The 25,033-nt window shown below is 32.6% G+C and carries 24 protein-coding genes and 1 pseudogene; 19 read left to right on the top strand and 6 right to left on the bottom strand.

Features of this window, described 5'->3' with window-relative positions; genetic code table 11:
* Window positions 1–177: 177 nt before the first annotated feature.
* The 8 genes from AC3RVF_RS07125 (at window position 178) to AC3RVF_RS07090 (ending at window position 6,814) form a co-directional block, all read left to right on the top strand.
* The gene (locus tag AC3RVF_RS07125; protein ID WP_489689631.1) at window positions 178–975 is read left to right on the top strand and encodes a hypothetical protein; all 798 of its coding nucleotides are present in this window, start codon (window positions 178–180) and stop codon (window positions 973–975) included.
* A 20-nt stretch (window positions 976–995) separates the two neighbouring features.
* Window positions 996–1,781 carry a hypothetical protein gene (locus AC3RVF_RS07120; RefSeq protein WP_489693082.1) on the top strand — a complete coding sequence of 262 codons (786 nt, stop codon included), beginning with the start codon at window positions 996–998 and terminating at the stop codon, window positions 1,779–1,781.
* Window positions 1,782–1,951: 170 nt separating this feature from the next.
* Window positions 1,952–3,115 (top strand): hypothetical protein, encoded by a 1,164-nt coding sequence (locus AC3RVF_RS07115; protein WP_489689633.1) that lies wholly within the window; start codon window positions 1,952–1,954, stop codon window positions 3,113–3,115.
* 298 nt (window positions 3,116–3,413) lie between these two features.
* Window positions 3,414–3,965: a hypothetical protein gene (locus AC3RVF_RS07110; RefSeq protein ID WP_489689634.1), complete on the top strand. Its 552-nt coding sequence runs from the start codon at window positions 3,414–3,416 to the stop codon at window positions 3,963–3,965.
* A 19-nt stretch (window positions 3,966–3,984) separates the two neighbouring features.
* Window positions 3,985–4,461, top strand: a complete 477-nt coding sequence (locus AC3RVF_RS07105) for a helix-turn-helix domain-containing protein (RefSeq protein ID WP_489689635.1) — start codon at window positions 3,985–3,987, stop codon at window positions 4,459–4,461.
* Entirely contained in the window at window positions 4,461–4,925 is a 465-nt protein-coding gene (locus tag AC3RVF_RS07100; RefSeq protein WP_489689636.1) for a hypothetical protein, read from the top strand. Before AC3RVF_RS07105 ends, AC3RVF_RS07100 begins: the two co-directional genes overlap by 1 nt.
* A gap of 274 nt (window positions 4,926–5,199) precedes the next feature.
* Window positions 5,200–5,961, top strand: coding sequence for a DUF1889 family protein (locus AC3RVF_RS07095; protein ID WP_489689637.1), 762 nt, complete (start codon window positions 5,200–5,202; stop codon window positions 5,959–5,961).
* Window positions 5,962–6,598: 637 nt separating this feature from the next.
* The gene (locus AC3RVF_RS07090; RefSeq protein WP_489689638.1) at window positions 6,599–6,814 is read left to right on the top strand and encodes a hypothetical protein; all 216 of its coding nucleotides are present in this window, start codon (window positions 6,599–6,601) and stop codon (window positions 6,812–6,814) included.
* A 42-nt stretch (window positions 6,815–6,856) separates the two neighbouring features.
* Here AC3RVF_RS07090 and AC3RVF_RS07085 read toward each other — a convergent pair whose 3' ends face one another.
* Window positions 6,857–7,012: a hypothetical protein gene (locus tag AC3RVF_RS07085; RefSeq protein ID WP_489689639.1), complete on the bottom strand. Its 156-nt coding sequence runs from the start codon at window positions 7,010–7,012 to the stop codon at window positions 6,857–6,859.
* Between the two features lie 244 nt (window positions 7,013–7,256).
* Here AC3RVF_RS07085 and AC3RVF_RS07080 point away from each other — a divergent pair, with 244 nt between their 5' ends.
* From AC3RVF_RS07080 to AC3RVF_RS07060, 5 genes are all read left to right on the top strand, one after another.
* On the top strand, window positions 7,257–8,075 hold the full coding sequence (locus AC3RVF_RS07080; protein ID WP_489689640.1) for a hypothetical protein: 819 nt from the start codon (window positions 7,257–7,259) through the stop codon (window positions 8,073–8,075).
* Window positions 8,076–8,173: 98 nt separating this feature from the next.
* The gene (locus AC3RVF_RS07075; protein ID WP_489689641.1) at window positions 8,174–9,967 is read left to right on the top strand and encodes a hypothetical protein; all 1,794 of its coding nucleotides are present in this window, start codon (window positions 8,174–8,176) and stop codon (window positions 9,965–9,967) included.
* Between the two features lie 619 nt (window positions 9,968–10,586).
* Window positions 10,587–11,651 carry a DNA-binding protein gene (locus AC3RVF_RS07070; RefSeq protein ID WP_489689642.1) on the top strand — a complete coding sequence of 355 codons (1,065 nt, stop codon included), beginning with the start codon at window positions 10,587–10,589 and terminating at the stop codon, window positions 11,649–11,651.
* A 2-nt stretch (window positions 11,652–11,653) separates the two neighbouring features.
* Window positions 11,654–12,082: a type II toxin-antitoxin system death-on-curing family toxin gene (locus AC3RVF_RS07065; protein WP_489689643.1), complete on the top strand. Its 429-nt coding sequence runs from the start codon at window positions 11,654–11,656 to the stop codon at window positions 12,080–12,082.
* A 663-nt stretch (window positions 12,083–12,745) separates the two neighbouring features.
* On the top strand, window positions 12,746–13,735 hold the full coding sequence (locus tag AC3RVF_RS07060; RefSeq protein ID WP_489689644.1) for a hypothetical protein: 990 nt from the start codon (window positions 12,746–12,748) through the stop codon (window positions 13,733–13,735).
* Window positions 13,736–13,852: 117 nt separating this feature from the next.
* Here AC3RVF_RS07060 and AC3RVF_RS07055 read toward each other — a convergent pair whose 3' ends face one another.
* The 3 genes from AC3RVF_RS07055 to AC3RVF_RS07045 all read right to left on the bottom strand — a co-directional run bounded on the left by AC3RVF_RS07055 (window position 13,853) and on the right by AC3RVF_RS07045 (window position 15,897).
* Complete coding sequence (locus tag AC3RVF_RS07055; RefSeq protein WP_489693175.1) at window positions 13,853–14,077, bottom strand: Fic family protein; 225 nt, start codon at window positions 14,075–14,077, stop codon at window positions 13,853–13,855.
* Window positions 14,078–14,351: 274 nt separating this feature from the next.
* Complete coding sequence (locus AC3RVF_RS07050) at window positions 14,352–15,308, bottom strand: nucleotidyl transferase AbiEii/AbiGii toxin family protein (RefSeq protein WP_489693081.1); 957 nt, start codon at window positions 15,306–15,308, stop codon at window positions 14,352–14,354.
* On the bottom strand, window positions 15,298–15,897 hold the full coding sequence (locus AC3RVF_RS07045; protein ID WP_489693080.1) for a DUF6088 family protein: 600 nt from the start codon (window positions 15,895–15,897) through the stop codon (window positions 15,298–15,300). The genes AC3RVF_RS07050 and AC3RVF_RS07045 overlap by 11 nt, the downstream gene beginning before the upstream one ends.
* A 1,081-nt stretch (window positions 15,898–16,978) precedes the next feature.
* Between AC3RVF_RS07045 and AC3RVF_RS07040 the strand changes: the two genes are divergently transcribed.
* The 3 genes from AC3RVF_RS07040 to AC3RVF_RS07030 all read left to right on the top strand — a co-directional run bounded on the left by AC3RVF_RS07040 (window position 16,979) and on the right by AC3RVF_RS07030 (window position 18,444).
* Window positions 16,979–17,200 (top strand): helix-turn-helix transcriptional regulator, encoded by a 222-nt coding sequence (locus AC3RVF_RS07040; protein WP_489689647.1) that lies wholly within the window; start codon window positions 16,979–16,981, stop codon window positions 17,198–17,200.
* Complete coding sequence (locus AC3RVF_RS07035) at window positions 17,187–17,519, top strand: HipA N-terminal domain-containing protein (RefSeq protein ID WP_489689648.1); 333 nt, start codon at window positions 17,187–17,189, stop codon at window positions 17,517–17,519. The genes AC3RVF_RS07040 and AC3RVF_RS07035 overlap by 14 nt, the downstream gene beginning before the upstream one ends.
* Window positions 17,520–17,610: 91 nt before the next feature.
* Entirely contained in the window at window positions 17,611–18,444 is an 834-nt protein-coding gene (locus tag AC3RVF_RS07030; RefSeq protein ID WP_489689649.1) for a HipA domain-containing protein, read from the top strand.
* Between the two features lie 1,426 nt (window positions 18,445–19,870).
* Here the strand turns inward: AC3RVF_RS07030 and AC3RVF_RS07025 are convergent.
* Complete coding sequence (locus tag AC3RVF_RS07025) at window positions 19,871–20,857, bottom strand: SIMPL domain-containing protein (protein WP_489689650.1); 987 nt, start codon at window positions 20,855–20,857, stop codon at window positions 19,871–19,873.
* A gap of 158 nt (window positions 20,858–21,015) precedes the next feature.
* On the opposite strand from AC3RVF_RS07025, the gene AC3RVF_RS07020 reads away from it, so the two are divergent.
* Entirely contained in the window at window positions 21,016–21,876 is an 861-nt protein-coding gene (locus AC3RVF_RS07020) for a hypothetical protein (RefSeq protein WP_489689651.1), read from the top strand.
* A 1-nt stretch (window position 21,877) separates the two neighbouring features.
* On the top strand, window positions 21,878–22,423 hold the full coding sequence (locus tag AC3RVF_RS07015) for a hypothetical protein (RefSeq protein WP_489689652.1): 546 nt from the start codon (window positions 21,878–21,880) through the stop codon (window positions 22,421–22,423).
* Window positions 22,424–23,033: 610 nt separating this feature from the next.
* Here AC3RVF_RS07015 and AC3RVF_RS07010 read toward each other — a convergent pair.
* Window positions 23,034–23,345 (bottom strand): annotated as a pseudogene (locus AC3RVF_RS07010) (pyruvate kinase alpha/beta domain-containing protein); the annotation flags it as partial.
* A gap of 326 nt (window positions 23,346–23,671) precedes the next feature.
* Here AC3RVF_RS07010 and AC3RVF_RS07005 point away from each other — a divergent pair.
* Window positions 23,672–25,033 carry a zinc metalloprotease gene (locus AC3RVF_RS07005; protein ID WP_489689653.1) on the top strand — a complete coding sequence of 454 codons (1,362 nt, stop codon included), beginning with the start codon at window positions 23,672–23,674 and terminating at the stop codon, window positions 25,031–25,033.

Raw genomic sequence — 25,033 nt, 5'->3', positions numbered from 1 at the left:
ATAAATAAGAAATAACCTACCCTTCTGTATTGCGGTAACGTTCATCTCGAATTTCTGCATAATACCCTGACAGTCTATATGATTTAGCGTGTTGCGTTTGTTTTATATTTGAAAACTTTACAAAGAATTTTTTTTAATAACTTGGGCATAGCCCAAGTCATGGTGAATACAAAAAAAATGAAATACGAAGATAGAATAGTTTGCTTTATTGATATATTAGGTTTCAAGAATATAATAAACGGAACTGTCGATAGAGAAGATAACGATATTGAATCCGAAATCAAATTAATCCATGAAATCCTATCTTTAGGTATAGAACTACTAGATATAGAAGACAAATACAAACTTGCTAAATCTAAAATAGTAACCCAATTTTCGGATTCGTTTGTAATTTCATTTTTAGTAAATGAAAGAAGTGAAATTTTTTCAACCCTAATTGAAATTCTTCATCTAATAATGAATTTTATGGTCAAAGGTATTCTCGTACGTGGAGGAATTGCATATGGAAAATTAATTCACACAAATAAGGTCGTTTTTGGTCCAGGATTAGTGAAGGCTTATGAAACGGAATCTCGGGCGGCTATGTACCCAAGAGTTATTTTAGACAAAACAGTTATCGAAATAGCTAAAATGTTTCATTCTCACGGAGGGAATCCTACTCACGAAGAAGATTCAATTATGAATATAATTACAAAAGATTCTGATGATATGTATTACATTGATTATATTCAAAAAGTTCAATCTGAATTAGATGATCCTGAAATAGATATGGCGAATTATATAGAAAAATTAAAAAATATAATCGAACCTCTTATGGAAAATGAAGCACCAGATATTAAAGTTAAAATTGGTTGGCTTAAAAATAAAGTAAATAAACTAATTGAATCAGCTACGAGTGAAAAATACATCAAAGCTTTAAAAAAATCAGGAAACTTTGATATAGCCGAATATTATAGTGGACTAAAAACAATATAAATGTACTAACCCTAACCGATTTGAATAAAATAGAGGATTTTAATCAGGAACTGAATTCGACAGAATACAAAACTGCTTGGCAAGAATTCCAAACTATGAGAAACTGTTTGCTTCATTGTTTAATATTCTCATATCATGATACAGTTAGAGACGGAACAAGTGACAAGAGTAATTTCTTTCTTAGAATGGTAGAAGATATATCTCAGTCTACTATATCAATCGAAACTTTGGCTAAAGAAGGAATTATAAATACTTGTAAAAGAGAATTGAGATATTTAATCGAATTAGCTATTAAGGCAACGATAATTACAAGAACAAGTACTAAAACTGACATTAATGAACAGATAGAAGAGTATAAAAACCTACTAAATTCCTCAAACATAAATCCATTGAATAGACTTAAACTGGACTTTTTTACCGAAGAAGACGAGAAGAAATTTAAAACAGAAGTAAAGAAAGCTTATGGTTTACTTTCAAAATTTACTCATTCAAGTTCAGAACAAATAACCGAGAGAATAAAAAGAGCGATGAGTGGGAAAACTATCGGGTTTGAAGGAACTCAAGAACTCAAAAGTTTAAATGAATTAATTGAAAAGGTATTTTCTCAAGTAATTGTATTCATTTTTAATTCAGTACCACAATACGTAGTTGGCGATTATCTTGTAGAAAGTAATGGTGATATAAATAATTGGTATTTTAAAAAATCAAGATTTATTTCTTTAATTGACGAAACATTTGATTACAAGCATGAACGTCAGGTAAAAATTGAAAAAATTAGAAAAGAACGAAAGGAAAATATAAAATAACTACACACGACAATGACGATGAGCAATTGCTTGTTTTCGCCTACTTCTTAAAATCCTCGCGGATTTTCAGTTTGGTGCGTACCTGGAAGTTTCTTAGTAATCCACGCAATTACGTGAGCCGAGACCGTTCCCAGCAATAATGCAGGTATTAGCAACATCAATCATCTTATATGGTAAATTTTTTACATTATTTAGAAAACCCTCAAATCAATTATGAAAAATTTTATGAGGTTATGCGTGATTTCCGCAGAGGTGGTCTCAATCCAACTATGTATAATGAATTTATTGAGACAATAAAGCAATTACCTAAAATTCGAATGAGAGGTCCATTCGCATATAATGTTTTTGATAAATTTAATTTGACAGATGTCTCTCCAGATGACTTTATGGTTATACAAAAAGAAGTTATTAAAAGAGGAATTAGAGCGAGTAAGGTCTGTTGGCATCCTGAAGCTAGTTCTAGTAATTGCAAAGTTGATGAGAAAGGAGAAATTATCGTAAGTGCAGCTCATTCAATTCAAAATAATGGAATATTAAGAGAAATATCAGAAAATGACTTCGTGATGGGTTATGCATTCAAGAAAGGCACAATTGAAGGTGAAGAAATTCAAAAAAATACTGCATCCATATTTTGGGGGTTTTGTAATACTCATGATTCAATATTTAACCCTATCGAAACTACACCATACACAAAAACCGAAGAGCAAAATTTTTTATTTGCTTACCGCGGTTTTGTAGTAGCATGTCACAAAAAAATGGAAGTTTCCAGTTTCATGAATTATGGTGAACAATCAAAAAAAGATATTGAAGAAAACAAAAAACTTTTCGATGTTGCAATTAAAACAACAAACCATGCGGTAATCGAAAGCGAGGTTTTCGAGTTGTCAAATTTTTATCCAATAGCAGCATCTTCCGCCTTTTATTTGGATTTTGATTTTGAAGGAAATGAAATTCCACATTCCGATGATAGAATAGAAAATATCTTTGTTACATTGCTTCCAAAACTTAAGGAGAATAAAACTTATTTTATATTAAGTTATTTCCAGAAGGATAAACATTTATACGGAAACTTAGGTGAGCAACTTCGAAAGCGAAATAATTTGAAATCTGACATAACAATGATATTGGGTGCGCATACTGAAAATGTATTTTTCAATCCAGTTTATTATAAAACATTTATTGAAAAGATTGAAGAAATTCTTCATGAACTAATGTTTGAAACACAAATGGATCACGGCGTTGTAGGAGCAAACGACGAGATTCAGCATCAATATTCCTATACTACAAATAATTACTTGAGGAATCCTCATAATATTAGTTTCTTTGGTTATTAGGATTATTACTGCTGGTAACATACATTTTAGAAAACTCCTCTCTGGCACTCTTTGGAAAGCGTGTCTATTTAAAGTTGCATTTGTAATGTTTACATTTACTTTTAAAACCATCAAAATCACTATATTTGGTATTCTCCCCAATTAATATGCTTGCTGTTATGGTTTATCCTTAATTTCATCAAGTTTATTTTACGTGTAAATCAGCAAACTTTATGTTGATAATTTTTAATTGTTTATTAATCTTGATAGTTGTAAATATGTTAATTTTACATCAAAAATAAACCTACAGGTTGATTTAATGAAAATAATTGATACATTTGCAATAGTAAAAGATAGTTTATATTCAGTTCAATATGAAACTGAAGACTTAAATGAATTTGCTAAATGTTTTGAATTATGGAACGATCCAATCTATCTAAGAGAGTTTTTCGAACAACACAAAAAGGATTTAGACACCGAGTTTTGGAAAGGCCTTACAATTGAAGAGGCTATTATTAAAACAAGAGAGGACGCCAGGCTTTTTGAAGAAGAATTACTATACGTTGCAGAAACCGGAAAAACTGAAAGACTTGAAACATTATCTACACTATTTGAACCTTTATCTGAAGGCAAAATTGAAAAAAAGTTTGAAAAAGACAAAGCTAAAGGTATGAAAAGGCCTAGTTGGCTTCGTATTTATGCCATAAGAATTGAAGCCAATCTATTTGTAATTTGTGGAGGAGGTATTAAACTTACACCAACAATGAATGAAAGATCCCATTTGTTATTAGAATTGGACAAGTTGGAATTCACTCGTGATTACTTATTAAATGGAGAAGACGAAAATTTAGAATTCTTCGAATTAAATTAAAAAAACCAAACGGATACCAATGAGTATTAACAGTATAAAAAATAGACTTAAGGAAAATTCAAAGCAAGATAATACTTGGATTGAAAGAGCAAAATATCGTAAAGAAAATAAAGCTTGGCTTGATATTTCTTTTGCTATTGCTGTAAAAGTAATGTCTGCGCTAAAAGCTAATAAGGCTGCTAATGTTTTTCCAAAAACCCAAAAAGAATTAGCTGAAGCAATGGTTTGCTCACCACAGTATGTTAATAAACTATTGAAAGGTACGGAAAACTTGCAATTAGAGACTATTACTAAAATTGAGCAAATTTTAAGCATAAATTTAATTGAAGTTCCAGTATTTCAAACGACAGTTCAAATTCAAGTTGAGCAATATCAACATTATAATAAATCTGATGAATCAGTAAAAGTAGAGTCCAATCTTTCAAATTATGAAGAATTGTTTGGAGCATTTTCTTATGAAAATGAACCTGATTGCTATCTTAAATTAGTTGCATAATGGCTGAAGAAAAAAATAAAATAGGCTTTTCATTAAAAAAAATTACAACTGAACAGTTTGCAATTATTGAATCGTCCTATATAGAAGGTGAAGTTGTAGAATTAAAAGCTGGTTTAAGATTTGGAATTAACTTTGAAAATCATATTATTTCAGTAGTTTTTTCTACTAGTCTTATTCAAGAAAAGTCACCGTTTTTAATCATAGAAGTTGGTTGTCACTTTAATATAAGTAAAGATGCGTGGGAGAGTTTCTACAATGAATCAAAAACTGAATTAATAGTTCCAAAAGGATTTATTGGCCATTTAGTAATGTTAACTATTGGGACCACAAGAGGAGTTCTTCATAGTAAAACAGAGAACACGCCTTTCAATAGCTTTTTGCTACCAACATTAAATGTAATGGAACTAGTTAAAAAAGATGTTGTTTTTAAAGTGGAAGGCGAAAAGGAACAAAACGCTATTTAACAAAGATAATTATCGATTTAAATGAATTGAAAAGCATTTTTTCATTATCCTAATACACTACAAGATTGTAATATTGATTTAATTTTTGCTTAAGTAAAACATTGTATTTGGGATTCTCTCTGGTTAAAACGCACGCTGTTATTGTTTTACGTAATGGGTGGGTTTGTGTTTGTTTAATATTAAGAAAATAATATATACTATTTATGTACTGGATAAAACTTAATTATATTAAAAATCATGCGTTTATCCACAGGTTGTGCTTAATAAAAAATTTATGGAAAAGCAAAGATACTACACCGACAATGAAGGGCCAATTGCTGAAATTGAATTGTTAGCTCTTCAAAAAGCAGTTGAATTAAGTAAAGAGATTGAAAACATTCAACAAATCACTATTTTAATTCATACAAAAGGAAATACTGGTTATATAGAAAGAACTATTGGCGAAAAATATTTAAAAGGCTTATTTAATGGAACTGTATCTGCTTATTCAAACGGACCAAAAATTAAGATAGAAACTTTACGGACTTATGATAAAATTTATGGTTGGCAGAAAAAAAATAGCATCCTTCTTGCATTCGGTCTTGACTCAAAAGACTTATTTAAATATGATGATGACCCAAATGTTAAAGCAATTGTTGCTCATCAATGGATGAAATCTGGAGTTACGGAATGGACAAAAGCTTGGAATGCAACTGAATTAATTTCTAATAAAAAGGCTCAACCTACTGATCTACCAGATGTAATTATTCAAGAAGCTTTTAATGAGCTAAGTAAAGCCATTAACCGAAGCACAGGCATAACTCATCATATGGATAATGACAGATGCAAAACCTACTTGAGAGCCCTTAACAAATACAATTATGAATTAAATCCAATTAAAATTAAGTCTTATTTGGTTACAAATTTAAACTGGGATAATAGACACGCAGAAGATGTTATAAAGCTAATTGAAAAATTAAACTCTGGAAGTTATTTTATGGGTGGCGAAAAAACAGGTCTTCAAAATCACATTAAAAGATGGAAATCAAGAATATAAACTCTAAGTAAAAAACATGGTGACGGTTGCATAACCACATAATTTTTAAAAACTGAACCGATATATGCCGCTTTGAGCGGTTTTTTTTTGTTTCAATTTTGACCCTAGTTTGGTAATTCAGTTAAAAATCACGAAACAAAGTTTCCTTTCCCATTTTTTCCATTGTACTACAATCGTTTGGTATAGGCGTAAAAGGGTACTATGTGCCTTTCCATTGCATTTATCATAACTCTCTTGACCTATTCGTTGGATAAGGTGGTATTGTTTGTGGTTTTTAAGTTTGGTGAAAGAGGTATTATAAAAGTGTATTTTTTTTAAAAAGACTAATGTTACACCTTGCAATTTGAATGGATGCAACCAATGTCCTTTTTTTTATTTGTGGTTTGGTTTAGGTTTGGAAATCCAACATTACCTATATCCAGGGTCAATTAAAATTATAGAATTTACCTTCGTATAAAATGTAAGTTGGAAAACACATTTATAACAGATTTGACAACATTTTGTTTATATATAAAAGCTGTCACAGAATATTAAAAACTCAGTGTTTATTTTGGGTTGTGATATTGAAATTTAGTTGTCACAATGAATTAAAAGCTTGGTTAATACCTTGCTGTATTATAGTATAAAACTAGTGGTTATGGAAAATCATTTTGAAATTATTTTGTGGCTGGCGGCCTTGGGTGTATTTTATAAATTGGTTGTATTTGTCCTTTGTTGTTGCCTTCCCGAAAAGCGTTTAAAACTGTTGTCGAAGTGTTTATCATTGGATAAGCCCAAACCATTCATTTATATTGGGATACCACTAAAACTTTTGGCAAAACTGACTGGTAAAATGGATGATAAGGGAACTTGAAGTATGTCAATACCTTTTATTTACAATACATGGCCTTAGTTTTTACAGGGTCTTATATCCCTTGTTGTGCTCGTTCTGATTTGCCGTTCCGCGTTCCTTTGCTATTTTAGATACTTTAAACTTTTTGGCACCCTTCAAACCAAAGTGGTACGTAAGTATAAACTGCTTTTCCTCATTCACTTCAATTGATTTCTCCACTGGCGTGTTTTTGAAAAGCGTGTCTATTTGTGTTTGTATTTGTAATGCCTTTCACTGACTTTTAAAACGAAAAAATCTTTATATTTGTTATTCTCCCCTATTTAAAAACCCACTCTTTTAGTTTTCCGTAATGGGTGGGTTTGAGTTTGTTTTATTTTTATAAAATATTTTAATTTAACCAGTATGGATATAGGAATTATTGGATGTGGCATCTAAATACTCTCAGAATTTGTAAATCAACAATATGCTTAATAAAAACTTTATAATGTTATTAAATGAAGCTCAATTCACTAATGAAATATTAGCTTCTGGCACAACTCAAATTGGAAAAGTTAATTACGCTAAAAAAGGGATGTACTTTGCCGCTTTTACTTCTCTTTCAACAGGTTTGGAAAGGATTGGAAAATTATGTCTTATTATAGATTACTATATTACCAATAATGGAAGTTTTCCAAATGAAAGTGTTTTAAAAATTGAGATTGGGCATAACTTAGAAAAGCTTTATGAAAAGTCAAAAGAGATCATTTTACGCCATAATTTAAAATTAAATTTTCTTAAAGATTTGGATTCTCAAATCCATCAAAACATTCTTTCCATACTAACAAGGTTTGCAAAAGGAGATAGATATTCAAATATCAATTATTTAGTTCAAAGTAAATCTCAAACTGATCCAATTTCTGATTGGTATATAAAAGTTGAAGAAGAACTATTTAATCTGAAAGTTTCAAATTTTACAAAAAATAAAATTTTAGAAAACGCAAAATATATTGATTGTCTAATGAAAGAAAGTTCGTCAGCTCTTTTTTTCAGTGAAACGGGAGAAATAATTAGAACAATTGGAGAATCCAGTTTAAAAACCGGAATGGCAGATGCCGTAAGGAAATATCGTCAATTATATGTTGCTCAAATAATTAGATATTGGGTTGAAATTTTGAGAGAGCTTAGTTGGATAACAATAGAATCTAGAAGTTCAGATATTCCTTATTTTAAAGAAATGTTTACGATATTTTTTAATGATGATAGCTATTTATTGACGCGTAAAAATTTTGAAAGAATAAGGTAGATTTTTTACTTAAAGAGTTGCCGCATCAAAATATTACGCAGAGGTAAGCCGAAATATCCGAAAAAAATCAATTATTATTTGATTCAACTGTAATTAATATGGCGAGAATTTTAAAAATCAGAGAGAAATCAAAACGACGAAAAGTTCTTTCATTTGATGAATATGAAAATAATCTTGATGGAATGAGTAAGATTCAAAGAGATTTACAAAATTCATTACGCCCAAATATATTTGAAATTACCTCAATGACTCAACTACTTTTTGAGTCATTAAAAAGATTGAGACCATATAACAAAACAGTAAAAAATGAAATGGGCTCAATCAATAGGGAGATATGTAAACTTTTAACTGAAAGAGGATTACTCGATAATAACGTTACGGTTTCTAAACTAACGGATAAAGGTGAAATTCTAATAAAAAATAAAGATGATGATCCAATTGAGCTATTTCAATTATGGATTTTAGGCTATGATAAGGTTCCAAGTACACAACTTTTTCAAATCAAACCTAATGTTAAAAGAGATTTAATCTACATAAATGATTTGGTAAAAGACTACGAAGAGCATAAAGTGGTAATAAATTTCCAAAATCAAAAAAACAATAAACGAGACCATAGAACTAAGACTATTATTGATTTTTATACTCGATGTCTTCAAGAAAGGCAACTAATTTTAGACTATTATTTAAACGGTGTATACGAAAGAGCAATTAATAAATCGAAATCTCATTTTTTCAATATGTTCGGAATGAATGATTGGTTTGAGCATTTTAAGGATTATCCATACGAAACAGCTAAAACTTGGTTTCCAAGAAGTTTCGACTATCGAAATATAGATTGTGTTTCCCATAGGATAAATGATTTGAGCGTAAGAGATTTGCCTTCATATTTTAGCTTATACTCGAAAAATAAGGAGAAATTCTACAAATTACTATTCAAACGAAAAACACCTGATCAAATATTTCAAAATATTAACTTTAATTTAGAATATATTCCCTTAAGTAAAGATAGAAAGGCAATTTTTAAAGAATTAAAACGATCATTTAAAAGTAAGAAGTGGCTGACGTTTTATGCTCTTGCGCTACCACAGGTTGAAGGATTATTTGCAGAAATGGTTATGACTGCTAACCCTGACAAAAATATTTCGAATTCGCTCTCTGAAAAAGTCAAAGCAGTTAGACCAGATTATGGATTAAGTAATTCATACTTTGATTATTATGAATATGTTGTTCCAGTACAGCGCAACAAATTTTCACATACCGGATTTGGTGAAGATTTTAAGCTAAAAGCATTTGATTTATTAATCGATTTAGATCATATTTTGACAGTTTTCGTCGAACTAGAAAATCCTTTTGTTAAGGTTTCTAGAATAATCAAAATGCAAAATCCAATGAACTTTGTAAAAGTAGAAGACTTCGTAAATTATTTTAATTTATTAAGTAATCTTCATAAAAATCAATTGATAGAAAAGAAAATAGAACTATTAGATTTTCACGAAACATTTCTAAAACAAAATTGTCAAATAGAATACATTATACAAGAATCAGTTAGTGAATTGGAAAAAGCATTTTCAGAATTACAAATGCAGTTTGAATTTGAGTTTTCAGATTTTAAAATCCATGATGATTTTTCTAAATGGAAACAAATATTGGTCGAAAACAAATCAAATGAAGTATTCCTTGAGAAAGTTAATGAGCTTTTCCTGCACTATAGTGAAAACATAGAGAGTGTATTAAGAATAAACTTTTTCATTCATGGACTGAAAAAATACATTTACATCAAAAAGATAATCCCACTTGAATTGGAAAATTCCTTTAAAGCATTTGAGAATAAAAAAGAATTTATCCAAGGTTTATTGCTTTTAGAAAAAATACAATTGCCCCTTGAGAAATAATGTAAAATTTATAAAAGCTAGTTTGGTAACAGCTTAACCTATCAAAAGTTATAATGCATCTGAAGCCCCCATTCTGGCTCGAGCGTCACGTGACCACTACAATGGCTCGTTCTAAAATAGTTTAAGCGCCAAAATTGGCTGTTAGGGCTACCGTCATAGTGCGCTAATGCTATACTCAACTTGACCTAATGCTATGTTCAGGTGGTGCTAATGTATGGTTCAAGGGGGTCGAGTGCTACCTTAATGCTACATTTTCCCTACGTTTAAGCTATGCAAAGGCTAGTATAAGACTACTTTCACAATTTTTTTAATGTCTTGTCCTGAAATACACCTCAGGCGCGCTTTTGGAAAGCGTGTCTATTTATGGGTGCATTTGTAATGCCCTTCAATGACTTTGGAAACCGACAAAGTAATTATAATTGATATTTTGCTTTGTTAAAATGTGCGCTGTTACTGTTTTCCGTAATGGATGAGTTTTATTTTATATTTAGTAATTAATAAAGTTTGTGGCAATCTTTTTTAATCTTATTCAAAATATAGGCTGACAAATTTATTTTTAAGAATACGTATCTTTGATGGAGAATAGTATACAGTTAGTTACTTAATCAATAAATTATTCATGGATAAAAATCTTACAACTTCAGATCTACATAGAAGAAACATTCTGAATAATAGTTATGCGCTATTAGAGATTGAGAAAGAAGTTGCTTTTCCTGGAATTCCATTTGAAGCTACCATTAAATATACCAAGAAACAAATTGCTGACTTTTATGAAATAGATGTTAGAACTATTGAAAGATATATTGAGCAACACGAAGAGGAGCTTCTTGCCAATGGTTATGAAGTATTGACAGGTAAAAGACTTAAAGTATTTAAAGAAGTATATTCAAGGATAGTCGTTAATTCAGATGAAAGAAAACCTATTAATGGGGATGTTACCGACATTGATGTCGGAGACATTTCTAGAGCTCCTAAGTTAGGAGTATTTGACTTTAGAACATTTCTCAATATAGGAATGCTTTTAACTGAGAGTAATAGAGCTAAGCAACTGAGGTCTCTAATATTGGATTTGGTAATAGATACAATTAATGCAAAGATAGGTGGTGTAACTAAATATATTAATCAGAGAGAGGAAGAGTTTCTACCAAGTGCAATTAGAGAGTTTAATTATAGAGAAAATTTCACAAAAGCATTAGATGAATGTATAGTAGATAATAAATGGAAATATGCTCAATTTACTGATGCTGTTTATAAGAGTATTTTTAATGAAAATGCGAAAGAATATAAACAAATATTAAAATTGAAAGCCACCGACTCTCCAAGAGAGACTATGTATTCTGAGGTGTTAGATCTTATAGCTGCTTATGAAAATGGATTTGCGGACGATTTAAAAACGAAGTCTGAAGAGATAGGGCATAAATTAACTATTCCGCAAGCCACACTTCTATTTGGTGAATTCGAATTAAAAGGTCAGTCCATTTTAAAACCGCTTCTGGAAAAGGCACGAACATTAATGGCTAGTAGGGACATGGCCTTTAGAGATGCATTACACGAAAAACTTAACAATTATGTTACGCATCTAAATGAAACAGAGTTTGATAAATTCTTGGGCAAGCATAGTATTTCATTAGAGGAAAGATTGAAGGATAATATTGATGTTTTTAAGCGACTAAAAAATAGGTGAAAATGGGCTTCAACTATTTTAACGTTGCATATGCAATTAAAGAACACGACTTTATTATTGAAGAATCTGGGGGTGCCCATGGTATTAATTCTATTGGATTATTAGAAAGTATTCTAGAGCATATACAAAACGATCTATACTATCCCGAATTTGAAGATAAAATTTCACACTTAGTTTTTTCAGTAAATAAAAATCACGCTTTTAGTGATGGCAATAAAAGAAGTAGTATAGCATTAGGTGCGTATTTTTTGAAAATTAATGGACTGGATTATTGTATTGATAAATTTATTATTGATATGGAAAATATAACAGTCCAAATAGCAGATAATAAAATTGAAAAGGATTTACTTCACAAAATTATTTTTTCTATAATTAATGAAAATGAGTTTAGTGAGCAATTGAAACTTGAAATTATTGAAGCAATAGGTTAATATTTTTGATTTAATTAAACACTCTCAAATAGGGCACCTTTAAATAGTCCTAAATCTATTTTTCAAAAGAAAAGTTTGACAAGTGCAGACCTTGTTCATTGGTCAACTATAATCTTCCCTACTGGCGCGCTTTTGTAAGGCGTGTCTCTTTATCGTTGCATTTGTAATATCCTTCATTAACTTTTGAAACCGACAAAATAATTATAATTGATATTTTGCTTTGTTAAAATGTACCGCCTCTTTGGAAGTTATTGACGGAAAGTTAAAAGTAAGCAAGCAGCGGCGAGTTTTTAATGATCACTAATTTCCTATATCCAATTACTTTTTTTTCAATAAATAATAAGAATCTACTATTAAACTTTGGCAAATATCGGTTGATTTTGCCAAAACTTAATGATAGAAACATCTACATTCCCTCGGGAAAGTATTTAAAATTTAAAATAGATTATCCCACTGGTGCGCTTGTGGAAAGCGTGTCTATTTACTGTCGCATTTGTAATGCCCTTCATTGACTTTTGATACCCACAAAATTATTATATTTGATATTCTCCCCGATTATAATCTACCGCTTTCCGGTTTTCCGAAATCGGTAAGTTCACGTTTGTTTTACCTTTATTACACTTAAAATCCTAAGAACTTAGGAAATAATTTAAAACCAAGATTATGGCTACATTGAATGGAGCAATCCGCTCGTACGGTGCATCTGTCCGTAGAATGGAAAGAGAGCAACAACGAAAGGCTCGTGAAGCTGCCAAAAGGTTTAAGGAGCAGCAAAGACTAGAAGAAATTAATAATGCACAACAAGCTGTTTCTGATTGGGAAAATTATGTTGAAACAATTCAGTCTTTACACAAAAATTGCACTGAACCTGTGGATTGGAAACAAATTGAAAGTACAAAAAAACCTTTTGAGCCAACTCTTCAAGCAAAAAATGAAACAATTGCTAAAAATAAATTAGACAATTTTAGACCTTCTTTCCTTGACAAATTATTTGGTTCAACCCAAAAGAAGATAAATAGATTAAAAGCTCTTTTAGAGCAGGCTAAAGCAAAAGATACGAAAGAGTATGATGTAAATTTTAAGGAATATATTGAGGAATTAAATAATTGGGAAGAGCTTCAAGAAATTAGTGCGGGGATAAAAGACCGGAAAATTGAATTTTATAAAAAAGCGCTTCATTATTTTGATCCATTTTCAGATATTGGAGAGTTGGGGACAGAGATTAGTTTTAATTTTGAGGAAAGCTATATCGACATTGATTTGCATGTAAATAGCTTGGATGTAATACCAGATTATGAATTAAAACAAACAACCACTGGAAAGCTCTCGAAAAAGGGTATGCCAAAAACAAGATTTAACGAATTATATCAAGACCATATTTGTAGTGCTTCGATGCGAATTGCTAGAGAAGTTTTTGCATATTTACCAATTGATTATGCTAGAATTAATGCAGTTGCGAAACTCGTTAACACCCAAACAGGGCATTTAGAAGAGCAGCCGATTCTATCAGTTATATTTCCGCCAGAAACAATTGAAAGTCTTAATTTGGAAACTATAGACCCTTCTGATAGTATGATGAATTTCGTTCATAACATGAATTTTAATAAGACAAAAGGGTTTTCTGTGGTAGGAAAGGCAGAATTGAAAAAATAAAGATTCCCTTGCTGGCACGGGCGTCTCGCCGATGTCTTCTGCGCTTTCTCATCCGATAGAAGGTTGTATTATAGCCTAGCCAAACCTAGGGTCGCATAAATAGCATAAAAGTTCCTACTACTTATCATAGCCAATAATCGCAAGAAGTATTTGGCCTTTCAGGGTTAGTATGTATTGTTGGTCTTTGTGAGTAGGGGTGTTGGGAATAGTCATTGTTGTCCATCCTCGTTTTAATAGCGGGTCTAAAAAATTTGACCTATTGGTACTGTGGTTTGATAGTCCTAGCTTATGCATTAACTCCGCCCTTTTAATAGGCTGTTGTAATGCTTTGAGTATAGCAATGACTTTATCGTGAAACTCAGCATTAACTACAGCAAGAGCTTGGTCATTAGCTTGGTCACTAAGTTGGGATATTTGTATTGTTATATCTTGTGGTATACTATTATCATTAGGTTTAGCTTGGTCATTAGCTAATTTCCGACCTGGAAAAGAGTGCCCAGAAGTTCAATTGTAAAGTTACAGATATTGAAGTTGGTAATTCTTCTGATGTAGAGTGGTGATAATCTTGGCACTATCCAAGAGTATATTATGGTATTAAAGAATTAGCTTCCATGTGCTACAAAGTTGTTATGTATGTATGGATTCGCTCCAACAATTTTTCAAATTCATGTTGGCCGCTATAGTATAGGGAGGCAGTCCCATTATATCTTATTTTAAAGGATTCTCTTGTCTCTTGATTGGTTAATAAAAATGCTTCATTTTCAAAAATTGGAATTTCAAAATCTATCTTGGGAAAGCGCGCCCTTTTGTGTACTTTATAATCTTCCGTTCCAATAAAAGCCTTTACTTCATCATTTGCCAATAAGCTGTACACATCATAATATTGACGCATCAAATTGGGGCGGGATTCTGCGTCTTCTTGCTCTTGTCTATATTTTGTTGCTATTGTCTGCAGTTTTTCAACCAAGGTATATCCAGGATGATAGCAATTTACTTCAATGGCTCGATTGTTAATAATAGTTATTTCAGGATTCTGTACCGCCTTATCATAAGCCCAAGAACTTATTGTAATTTTTGTATGTGGTGTTACAGTATCAAATCCTGCTTCAAGTATAATACCTTCTTTCACACCCTCTATATTACTTATTTTACTATTATATTGTAGTCTAATACCTCCACTCCGGTAGTAGTTCTCATCATCAAAAGCAGTGTCTCTTTCAATAGACACAATGCCATCAATTTGGATATGGTGGGCAAGCCAATCATAATATTCCTTTCGGGATAAAACACTTTTCGTTTTAATTTTCTTTGGATTTTCATCAACTCTTAAAGAAGCAGGCGGTTTGATATGTATGTCTATGTCCTCTGAGAACCGATCTATAATTTTATACCCTTTAGATAGGGAAGTGCCCCCTTTAAGCTCAAATTCCAGACCTTGTTTTTTAAGTCCATTTAGAACATGCATAATCCAGTAATCTTTTTCGATCAATTGAATTTGAATACCTTTTTCTTGTTCTAAAATTCGCAATAAATCAACAAAATCAGATCGCTGATGTAAGTAATTAAGAGGCATATTCCCGTTTTTCTATGGAATTAAACAACGGCATGAATACTTTTTTTGCCGTTGCACCACCGTATGTTTTTACATTTTGTTTAAGTTTTTTTAAATCCATTGTTTTTGCTTTGTCCTTCACTTTTAACAATATTTCTTTAGGATCCTCGGCCAGTCCATCAAGATTGTTTACTAAATCCACTAATAAAAATTCAGTGGTCAATTTTTTAGGAAAACGGGGTTTTAAATGAAAGAAAAAATGTCTACCGCCTAACTCAAACTCGCCGTGTCGCTTGTGGTTATAAACAACCCTTTTATTATAAAGTTGTGTGGTCCCTACTCCAAGAACATTATATGCATTGGGAGAAGTAAGCAGAAACTCATCATCCTTAAGAAAACAGCGCACCAATTTCTCTTCGTCTGGAGGGATAAATCCAAAAACAGACACTTTCGGATAATAGTATAAACCAGGTGCAAGCTTTTGAAGAGTTCCATCTTCCATAAGTTCACCAATATGACGATCCACAGCATTTGACCATTGTTCAAGGTCAGCTCTACGATATACATTACCACGTCGAAGATGTCCTGCTAATTCTTTCAGCTTACTCATATTAATTTCATTTGATTTTATAATGATAACAATTTTTATACCAAAACGCAAGTATTTTCATTGAAAATTCCTGCAAAAGTACAATAAAATTTAAATCAAGCTACTTCAATATACTTTACTTAATGGTAGATTCAGGTGCCAATTAATATATGGCTCAAGCGGTTGCGTGTCTTGACCTAAAATAGCTATACATCCCTCTGCTGGCAGAGATGTTTCGGCCATAAAGACTAAACAGATGTATAGTTCTTTTAGGATTATCAGTTACATTTGTATAACTATATCAGGATTTATTCTTTAACCTGTATAGTTATTTTAGGACGGGTCATAATGTATGGTTCAAGGGGGGCGAGTGCTACGATAATGCTACATTTTCCCTACGTTTAAGCTAGGCAAAGGCTAGTATAAAGCTACTTTCATAATTTTTTTTAAAACTGAGTTGGACGGGTCAAGCATTATCTTTCTTGCCCGTTTACCCTAGGTTCACCCGTATAATAGCCTACTCAAAGCATAGTATAAGTTTGGTATAGGCCTATTATTATTATTAATAACTGGTAGATATTAATCTCAAGTAAAATGCAAACCATCAGCGGGGCAAATTTAGGTGTACGAGAAGTTTAGGGCTTTGTATTACATAAAAGTGCTTAAAATAGATGCCCTTATAGGTTTTTTATACTCTTTAGATTCATAATACCCCACTGGCTCGCTTTTTAAAAGCATGTCTCTTTATCGTTGCATTTGTAATGCCCTACACGTATTTTAAAATTGAAAATATAATTATATTTGATATTCTCCCCAATTAAAAAACCCACTCTTGCGGTTTTCCGTAATGGGTGGGTTTGCGTTTGCTTTATATTTGTGAAAACACCAACGACCCTGGATGGTGCAAGCTTCTCGCCCGTGATTTTCAATTTTTATGGCTCTAAAAAACACACTTATTTTATGTAGCTGTTTATACTATAAAAACAATTTTGGCAATAATCTTTTATATGGAATAGCATATAATACATTTTATTTCCATTCTATTGTATGTAATTACATATAATTTGATATTTTTGTTTAAATTTATATTTAATTACATATAATGGAAGAATTAGCAAATTTTGTAAAGAATAGGCGAAAAGAGGCCAATCTTACTCAAGAAGAGTTTGCCGATAGGGCAGGAGTAGCTTTAACGGTGATCCGAAAAATCGAACAAAACAAAACGAATTTGAACCTTGAGAAAGTAAATCAAGTTTTAAAGATGTTTGGACATAAACTTATGCCCGTTAGTTTTAAAGATATAAAAGAAAATGAGACAAGCTAAGATATTATATAACAACATTTATTGTGGACTGCTGACGGAAACTGATCATGGAGAATTCACATTTAAATATCATGAAAATTATATAATAGATTTTCCGGATCAATTTATAACATTCACTATGCCAGTTAGAAACGAAGCGTATAAGGATAAACGGTTATTTCCGTTTTTTGAAGGATTGATTCCGGAAGGATGGTTATTAAACATAGCATCAAAAAACTGGAAAATAAATACCAATGATAGAATGGGACTATTATTGGCATGTTGTCAAAATTGTATAGGAGCTGTTAGTGTGGAACCAATAAATGTGAAAGATGAGTAAGTGTTTATACTGTTATAACGAAGTTGCTTCAGGAAATGATTTTCACATAGCATGCAGTCTCTCTTTTTTTGGAGTTGAAAAAGCTCCGAAAATGGAATATACTCTCGATGAAATATCAGTATTGGCGCAGCAAGTTGTTGAACGCAGTATTTCTGTTCCAGGAGTTCAGCCTAAACTTTCTATGTCATTTAATACGGAGAACAAAAAGGATCATCGACTAACGGTAGTGGGGGCTTTAGGTGGAAATTACATTTTCAAACCGCCATCAGAAGATTACCCTGAAATACCAGCCAATGAACATTTAACAATGAAAATAGCTCAATTATTTAATATTCATGTTGTACCGCATTCCCTTATAAGATTAGCTTCTGGTGAGTTATCCTATATTACAAAACGTGTAGATAGAAATGAGGATGGTTCAAAAATACATATGATTGATATGTTTCAAGTAGTAGAAGCATTTGATAAATATCGGGGTTCCATGGAGCGAATAGGTAGTGCAATTCATAAATATGCTGATAATACCTTTCTAGATATCCTTCGTTTTTTTGAATTAACTGTTTTTAGCTATTTGACAGGAAATAACGATATGCATCTAAAGAATTTTTCGATGCTGAAAACGTCATATGGATGGGCTTTGTCACCTGCTTACGATTTACTGAATGTAGCGATAGTAAATCCACAAGATACAGATGAACTGGCATTGACAATTGCGGGTAAAAAGAAAAAAATAACTAAAAAAATCCTCACGGAATTTGGAGTGGATTTAGGTTTAACCAAAAAACAAATAAATGGAGTTTACAAACGTTTTGTTGATTTGAAAGAAGATGCTATTGTCTTAACCAAAATATCTTTTTTAAGTAAGAATATGCAGCGCAATTATATTGAACTTTTATTGAACAGATACCAGTCTTTAAACGATTGACCTTGTGATTAATTGTTACCTAAATACCCCTTAGCTTGCGAAAGCGTCCTCGCCCGTGGCCTCTACATAGTTTCATCTCACGAGAATATGTTTTGCCTATCCATAGACTAAGATTACTTAAATAGTTTAATAGTGCCTATCACTTATCATAACCCATATTTGCAAGAAGTATTTGGACTTTTAGAGTTATTATGTATTGTTAGTCTTGATGGGTAGGGGTGTTAATCCTCGGCCTGTGGGCTTAGAATAGGTTCGTTGTCAACCTGAGATTATAGGCGTAACCGGTGCCTTGATCAATTATATTCATTTCAACATCCTCAATAGAAAATTGAGAACATACATTTTCCTGTATTACGTTACTAAATTTTTTGATTGCGTTAAAATGTTTTTATTTTTCATTTTAAATTTACACTCCCAAGTCATTCAATCATTAGCCTACAAAAATAAAATAGTTGCTAATTATGCCCCAACAAAATGCTACTAGCCCCGATCTGCTAGTTTCAAGTTTTATTAAATATGCTATGCTGCTAATCATGGGAATATCATTGTCCCTCGCTATAGTTTCTATTATTATATATTCGACATGTTAGAAAAGTGATTGGGCCAATTTACTATGATTATATGGCCATTGCCCTCGTTATAATTAATAGTATTACATGCTTAGAAAAATTCATTTATGGATTCCTTAAGCGGGTATAATTAGCTTCCTTAAAATTAGCATCAAACTATCTCGGAATTGACTTTCTTTTGCCATTAGCGAGATAGGGAGCCAAGATCATCTTCAATCAGGAAACTTGTATAAAAGATGGAAGAACTATAATAAGTATTTTAACTATGAAAAAACAGTTGTATAGTTCTTTTAGGATTATCAGTTACATTTGTATAACTATATCAGGATTTATTCTTTAACCTGTATAGTTATTTTAGGACGGGTCAAAGCCTAGGTTCACCCGTATATAAGGCTAGTATAAGGCTACTATAAGCCTACTATATCCCATAGATAACGTTTTTTCTGTACGGAAAAGTAGGAGGGGAGTAATTGGGGATAAAAACCTTCGTTTGGCGTTTACCTGCACTGAGCGGAGCCCAAGGATAAAGCGTATCTATTTATTTTCGCATTTCTAATGCCTTTCTGTGCCTTCATCAAAAATCATTAAATTTGGTATTCTCCCTTTGGTCACCGTAGCCTCGAGCGAGATGAATCATTTTAAAAGCCCACTCTTATGGTTTTCCGTAATTGGTGGGTTTTTAAAATGAACAATTGACAATTAGACTATTGGATTTTTAGATTATAGCTTAAAGCTAATTTTGTCATATTCCCAACTCAATTTGCTGGGTGTTTCGGTTTTCCGTAATGATTGTATTTCACTTTAATTTATGAAATTACAGCATTGGTTTTTCGGAAAGTGACATTCCTTTAGGATTCTTAAACTACCTTTTTTAAATCGACTAATTTAAGTTCCCCATTTGGGGTGATAATATAAATTTCTTTCTTTGGATCTTCTTGTGCTTTCTTTTTATAAGTTACAGAAACCTGCATCACAAATTGTAAACCCACAACAGGAGTGTCTGCGTTGGTTATTTTATCAAAATTATCGGTTGGCAGGCTGTTGTAATAGAAGCTGTTTGATTTGCGAAGTTCTTCTTTTAAAACAACTTCATTAGACCTATAATAATTGTTTAAATAAGAAATATCCGATGTTTCAAATGCCTGAAATTTCTTGTATTGTGCTGCAGGTTGTATATTAGCAAATTCAATATTAAGTATCGGGTCTGTCTCCCAGTCACTGTTTTTATGGGGAATGAGTTTTTTACGGTTCGCTACTATTTTCATTGCGTTTTCAAGTAGTTCATTATATATGGCGTCTATTTCGGAGGAATGATACGTTACTTTAATAATATTGTGGATGTCATATTCTGAAGCAATTTCAACCAAACGGTCAAAAACTAAAATATCATCCACTTTTAAAATGATGTTTTTCTTGATTTCAAAACCACCTTCCACCTGATTGATTTTGGTTTGGTTTTGGTTTTTCTCCGTCACATAACCATATACTTTAGTTTGGGTTATAAAATCCACATACATATCCTGTTCATGTATTCCAAGGGATTTAATAGCATTTTTAAAACTGGATATTCGTTGATTTATTTTTGAATTACATATTTTAACCGTGCTCCCTTCCTCGTTTAAACCCAGTGTTATGACAAAAGAAGTGGCCTTAACATTTTTAAGCAGATTGACATTAAACTGCATACTTTCATTAGTCAAAAGCACTTTTTTAGGGTTATTAGACAAATGCAAATCGACGTTTTGATACTGGTTGTTTGTGTTTCCGTAAATTTGGTTTCCTGAAATTTGCGCAAATCCCATTTGCGCTAAAAGAATACATATTGCTGTGATTTTGGTTTTCATGATTTTGTGTTTTTTAAATTAGACTACAAGAGTACAGCACATGAAATTCAAAGAAACAGCACAACCACTTTCTATGTGCTGTAAACATTTATCTATACATTTACAGTGGTTTTACTGTGGTTTTTTATGAGTTACTTTTTACTTTTGAACTTAATTTAATGCGAGATCTGGAATTGTTTTACCGGTTGAAGGAAAAGGTGCTTGTAGCATACCGCGACTGCTATCCATTTTATCAAGGGGACTGGAAAAGCTTTGGTTCGCGCGACATCCAAAACCTAATAGATGCCATAGAGAATAAAACGCGGCAAACCATCAGTGAAAAGTGGATATATACCCATTTAAAACCCGAAACCAATGAGAAACTCCCCAGAAAAGATATGCTCGATATCCTTTCCCGATTTGTGGGCTACACCGGGTGGGATGAGTTTACGTTCCAAAAGCAGGAAGACTTTAATGGTACAGTAAAAGGGCGTTCCTTGCTTTGGGTTTGGGTTGTTGCAGGGATAGTGTTAGTGGGTATAATCGCTTACGGAATTATACAGAATAGTAGGGTTGTGGATACTAAAACAGAACCCTCGGAAGCCATTGAAAAACCGATTTTGGAAACCAAAGAATCTAAATTGAATGAAAAGGAACCGGATAGGGAAACTCAAAACAGCACGAATGTTCCGTTTAAAGCGAAAGAAAAAGAGAACGGGATTCTTAAAAAGCAAGGAGAAAGGAATGGAATAACAGAACCCTTTCTCGGGCCCGAAGATTATACCATGATCCTGAAAGCATTTATGCTATCAGACACCAAAGACTGGGAGACACGGAAACAAAAGTTGGATAAAATATTGTCCCCTGATCTGGAAGTGATAGTGATTTTGGGAAATAATCTGGGTGCGGAGTATTTAAACAAAACGGAGTTTGCACAAAAACTCATCCTGCCAACCGCCTCAGTCAGAAAAATGAAAATAACCGATTTACAAACCGGCACCAATAACCAGGTGCGGTTTATAAGGATACAACAGGAATAATATGTGGCAAAAGCTCTTTTTAACGATATGCATAGGGACATCGGGAATACTGTTTTCACAAGATTCCGGTGTGCGGGGTGCCATTGCCATGGAATTCCCTGCACCTTCCATCGCGGCATATCAGGAGAGTTCACAGACCAAAATTTATGATTTTTACAATTATCTGGGCCTGCTTACCACCCCAGAATTATCGAATAACCTCAAAACCCAAATACGGGAAAACATTTATACACTGTTCAAGGATACCAACATAAATATCCCAGACCCAACCTCTGAAAACCCAGATAAAATAACTTTACAACAATTGCTGGATGCCATGGAAAAGCACAGCAAAACCACCTTTATCGTGGTTGGCATGCAATCGTCCCCCGTTACTTTTGAGGATTATTGGGTAAATACCTATACGCTTGAAATAAAAACAGGCACTCAAAAAACAACCAAAAGTCTTCAGCAAAAAATATACTTCCACCCGGAGCAAAAGACGTTTGGCAGCACCACCAAAGAGGTTTGGACCTTGAAGTTAGGGGAGGTCTCCACATTAAATTAATATATGGGTTGCTTAGAGATTTTTATAGAAACTATAAACAATATTTATGCCTCAAAAAAACCATAATGTAACTGCTAAAGTAAAGTAATATGAAAATCACACACATATTTCTATTTTTCCTATTGCTAAATAATAGCGCTCAGGAATCCCACTAACGCGCTTTTGTAAAGCGTGTCTATTTGTGGTTGCATTTGTAATGCCCTTCACAACTTTTGATACCATCAAAATAGTTATATTTGGTATTCTCCCCAATATAAAAACCCACTCTTACGGTTTTCCGTAATGGGTGGATCTAAGCTTGACTTATTTGAATTAAAAGAATAGTTGCACACTTGTGCGACATGTCTTTTCGTATATACTCATTTTAACAAACGCAAAAGGCTGTAATTCAACAGCAGTCTATCCGAAACTAATTCAGCTTCTAATGTCTGACTTTTCATTTGAAATCTCTTCAACATTAAGCGTCCAACACTTACAAAAATTTCTTCCTCGAAAACGTACTGAGGAATTGGTAAATCACAAAGGTAATTCCCAGACTATTTGCTGCCGTCAATGCTTAACGCAACACGCAGATGAGTTTGTTCAGAAAATAATTACAGAATAATACTTTCTACTTCACCTGTGAAATCCTTAAGGTATTTACCATTCCCTTATCTACAATAGGCATAGCCGGAAGGTTTATTAAATAGTCGCCTTTGTGCACATAGCCTTTTTCAATAGCAATTATATTTACATCGTCCACGGTTTCTACAGTACTTACATATTTATCTTAGTAAAACGCTTTTACGCCCCAAAGTAAATTTAAACGGGCAAGAATAAGTTTGATTGATGTAATGGTTAAAATATACGCCTAAGGACGCCAAGCGGAAATCTGAAAGGATCTTTAGCCGTTGTTGGTAATTGTACAAATGGCTTCCGATTCATACTAACATTTATATACTCGTTTTTTTTAAAAGCACTGGAGTTGGGATATTTCTATTGACATCATCCATTTGTTAACTTCTCTATGCAATTTAGAATAAATATATTATGTATTTACTAAGATAATTAAATTAAATATTGGTTGTTTATCGATAAAAAAACGATAATCACCGATTATAGATAATTTTTATTTATTTTTAGATTCCTCCCCAGTTATTTAGAAACCTAATTTTCTCAATTATTGTTAAACTAAATACTGTTTTTATGAAACCAACCAAACTATTTTTCAAATTACTTTTTTGTACATTTATGTTAAATGTATTTTTTATGAACGCACAGATAGATAACCAAGAATGTGTCGTTATCGAAAATGGAACCGACCCTGCAGGAATATACAGTTATTCCACAGACATTGCATCCCTAGCAAATTACGAACCTGTTGTCTTTAACGTAAAATTTTGGGGTGTCAATTATCCCAATGGCGATACCGATTTTTATAATAGATTCCATGATTCCCTACAAGCAATAGCCAATCTTAATATTCTCTATAACCCGTTTGGTATTTTCTTTAAGTTTCGTGGTTTTGAGGAATTTAACAGTCCTGTAATCACAAATGATCCGACAGGGTATTATGTTTTAGAGACCATATCCCAATTTCACTCAATGGTCAATTGGGCTGCTGCCAATGGTTATAAAGATGTAAATGCCTTAAATGTATATGCTGTTGGATGGATGGGTTTTGCGGGCGGTTTAGCATATAGGCCAGGTTTCGTGTGTGCTACAAATTCTGGTCCAGGCGGATTGGCAGGTAATAATGCAGTACACGAAATTTCTCATAACCTAAATTTAAAACATACCCACTCTTTAAACGAGCATACCACCCGGGACCGCAACAACCTATATTTTAATGCAACCACAGCGGGGGATGAAATAGTGGATACCAATGCAAATAGCGGTTTTTATGACTCCAGTTGTGGCTGTACTCCCTATATTGATTCCAATTGTGAATATTTTGGTACTGAAACGGATGAGTTAGGATTTGAATACACAATAACACATGAGGATGTCATCAATATGATGGGTGATGCCTATGGTGGATGTTCAGCGCAGTACTTAACCATAGGGCAGGCCATCCACGTTCACGAAAAAATAGCAACCGGATATTATAATGCGGCTCTTACCAATGTGGCTTCACTTTACGAGCCTTATGCCGGGGAATATTTTGACCCAAACAATCCAAACGACCCATTATACAAACCCTTGTTTCAGCCTGGCTTTGACTATCGGTTTTTTGAATGTGATTGCGACTGTCCCGAGCCTGCCCCTTATGAAGATATTTCGTTTACCTATACACAAAATATAATCAAACAGGTAAGCAAATATGAAAGTGATTTTAGCACCATCTACCACCCAAACCATTCCGCAATAGGTATTAAAATTGAGAATAATCCTGTTTTTTGGCCACAACCCCGCAGATGTTATGACAACCCAAACCGTAGGCCAATAGGGGGTAGTTTAACAAGATTTAATGATGATATATTTAATGCCAATGTTACAGTGACCCCAAAGGATTCACTCGGGATAAACAGTCCAAATTTAGTAAATGAGCTGGACCCCGGTCTTTACAAAATTGATAAGATTTATGAGGAAGGGAATACGGAACAGGATATCATATTCAAGCAAGATTAA

It is taken from the genome of Aequorivita sp. IT1183 (genome assembly GCF_058068265.1).
The sequence above is the reverse complement of the archived record's forward strand: the minus strand, read 5'-3'. Positions and strand labels throughout refer to the sequence as shown.

Bases quoted from the DNA above. Each gene is read 5' to 3' on its own strand.
- AC3RVF_RS07125 (WP_489689631.1), top strand. From the start codon at position 178: ATGAAATACGAAGATAGAATAGTTTGCTTTATTGATATATTAGGTTTC.
- AC3RVF_RS07115 (WP_489689633.1), top strand. From the start codon at position 1,952: ATGGTAAATTTTTTACATTATTTAGAAAACCCTCAAATCAATTATGAA.
- AC3RVF_RS07110 (WP_489689634.1), top strand. From the start codon at position 3,414: ATGAAAATAATTGATACATTTGCAATAGTAAAAGATAGTTTATATTCA.
- AC3RVF_RS07105 (WP_489689635.1), top strand. From the start codon at position 3,985: ATGAGTATTAACAGTATAAAAAATAGACTTAAGGAAAATTCAAAGCAA.
- AC3RVF_RS07100 (WP_489689636.1), top strand. From the start codon at position 4,461: ATGGCTGAAGAAAAAAATAAAATAGGCTTTTCATTAAAAAAAATTACA.
- AC3RVF_RS07095 (WP_489689637.1), top strand. From the start codon at position 5,200: ATGGAAAAGCAAAGATACTACACCGACAATGAAGGGCCAATTGCTGAA.
- AC3RVF_RS07090 (WP_489689638.1), top strand. From the start codon at position 6,599: ATGGAAAATCATTTTGAAATTATTTTGTGGCTGGCGGCCTTGGGTGTA.
- AC3RVF_RS07080 (WP_489689640.1), top strand. From the start codon at position 7,257: ATGCTTAATAAAAACTTTATAATGTTATTAAATGAAGCTCAATTCACT.
- AC3RVF_RS07075 (WP_489689641.1), top strand. From the start codon at position 8,174: ATGGCGAGAATTTTAAAAATCAGAGAGAAATCAAAACGACGAAAAGTT.
- AC3RVF_RS07070 (WP_489689642.1), top strand. From the start codon at position 10,587: ATGGATAAAAATCTTACAACTTCAGATCTACATAGAAGAAACATTCTG.
- AC3RVF_RS07065 (WP_489689643.1), top strand. From the start codon at position 11,654: ATGGGCTTCAACTATTTTAACGTTGCATATGCAATTAAAGAACACGAC.
- AC3RVF_RS07060 (WP_489689644.1), top strand. From the start codon at position 12,746: ATGGCTACATTGAATGGAGCAATCCGCTCGTACGGTGCATCTGTCCGT.
- AC3RVF_RS07050 (WP_489693081.1), bottom strand. From the start codon at position 15,308: ATGCCTCTTAATTACTTACATCAGCGATCTGATTTTGTTGATTTATTG.
- AC3RVF_RS07045 (WP_489693080.1), bottom strand. From the start codon at position 15,897: ATGAGTAAGCTGAAAGAATTAGCAGGACATCTTCGACGTGGTAATGTA.
- AC3RVF_RS07040 (WP_489689647.1), top strand. From the start codon at position 16,979: ATGGAAGAATTAGCAAATTTTGTAAAGAATAGGCGAAAAGAGGCCAAT.
- AC3RVF_RS07035 (WP_489689648.1), top strand. From the start codon at position 17,187: ATGAGACAAGCTAAGATATTATATAACAACATTTATTGTGGACTGCTG.
- AC3RVF_RS07030 (WP_489689649.1), top strand. From the start codon at position 17,611: ATGGAATATACTCTCGATGAAATATCAGTATTGGCGCAGCAAGTTGTT.
- AC3RVF_RS07025 (WP_489689650.1), bottom strand. From the start codon at position 20,857: ATGAAAACCAAAATCACAGCAATATGTATTCTTTTAGCGCAAATGGGA.
- AC3RVF_RS07020 (WP_489689651.1), top strand. From the start codon at position 21,016: ATGCGAGATCTGGAATTGTTTTACCGGTTGAAGGAAAAGGTGCTTGTA.
- AC3RVF_RS07015 (WP_489689652.1), top strand. From the start codon at position 21,878: ATGTGGCAAAAGCTCTTTTTAACGATATGCATAGGGACATCGGGAATA.
- AC3RVF_RS07005 (WP_489689653.1), top strand. From the start codon at position 23,672: ATGAACGCACAGATAGATAACCAAGAATGTGTCGTTATCGAAAATGGA.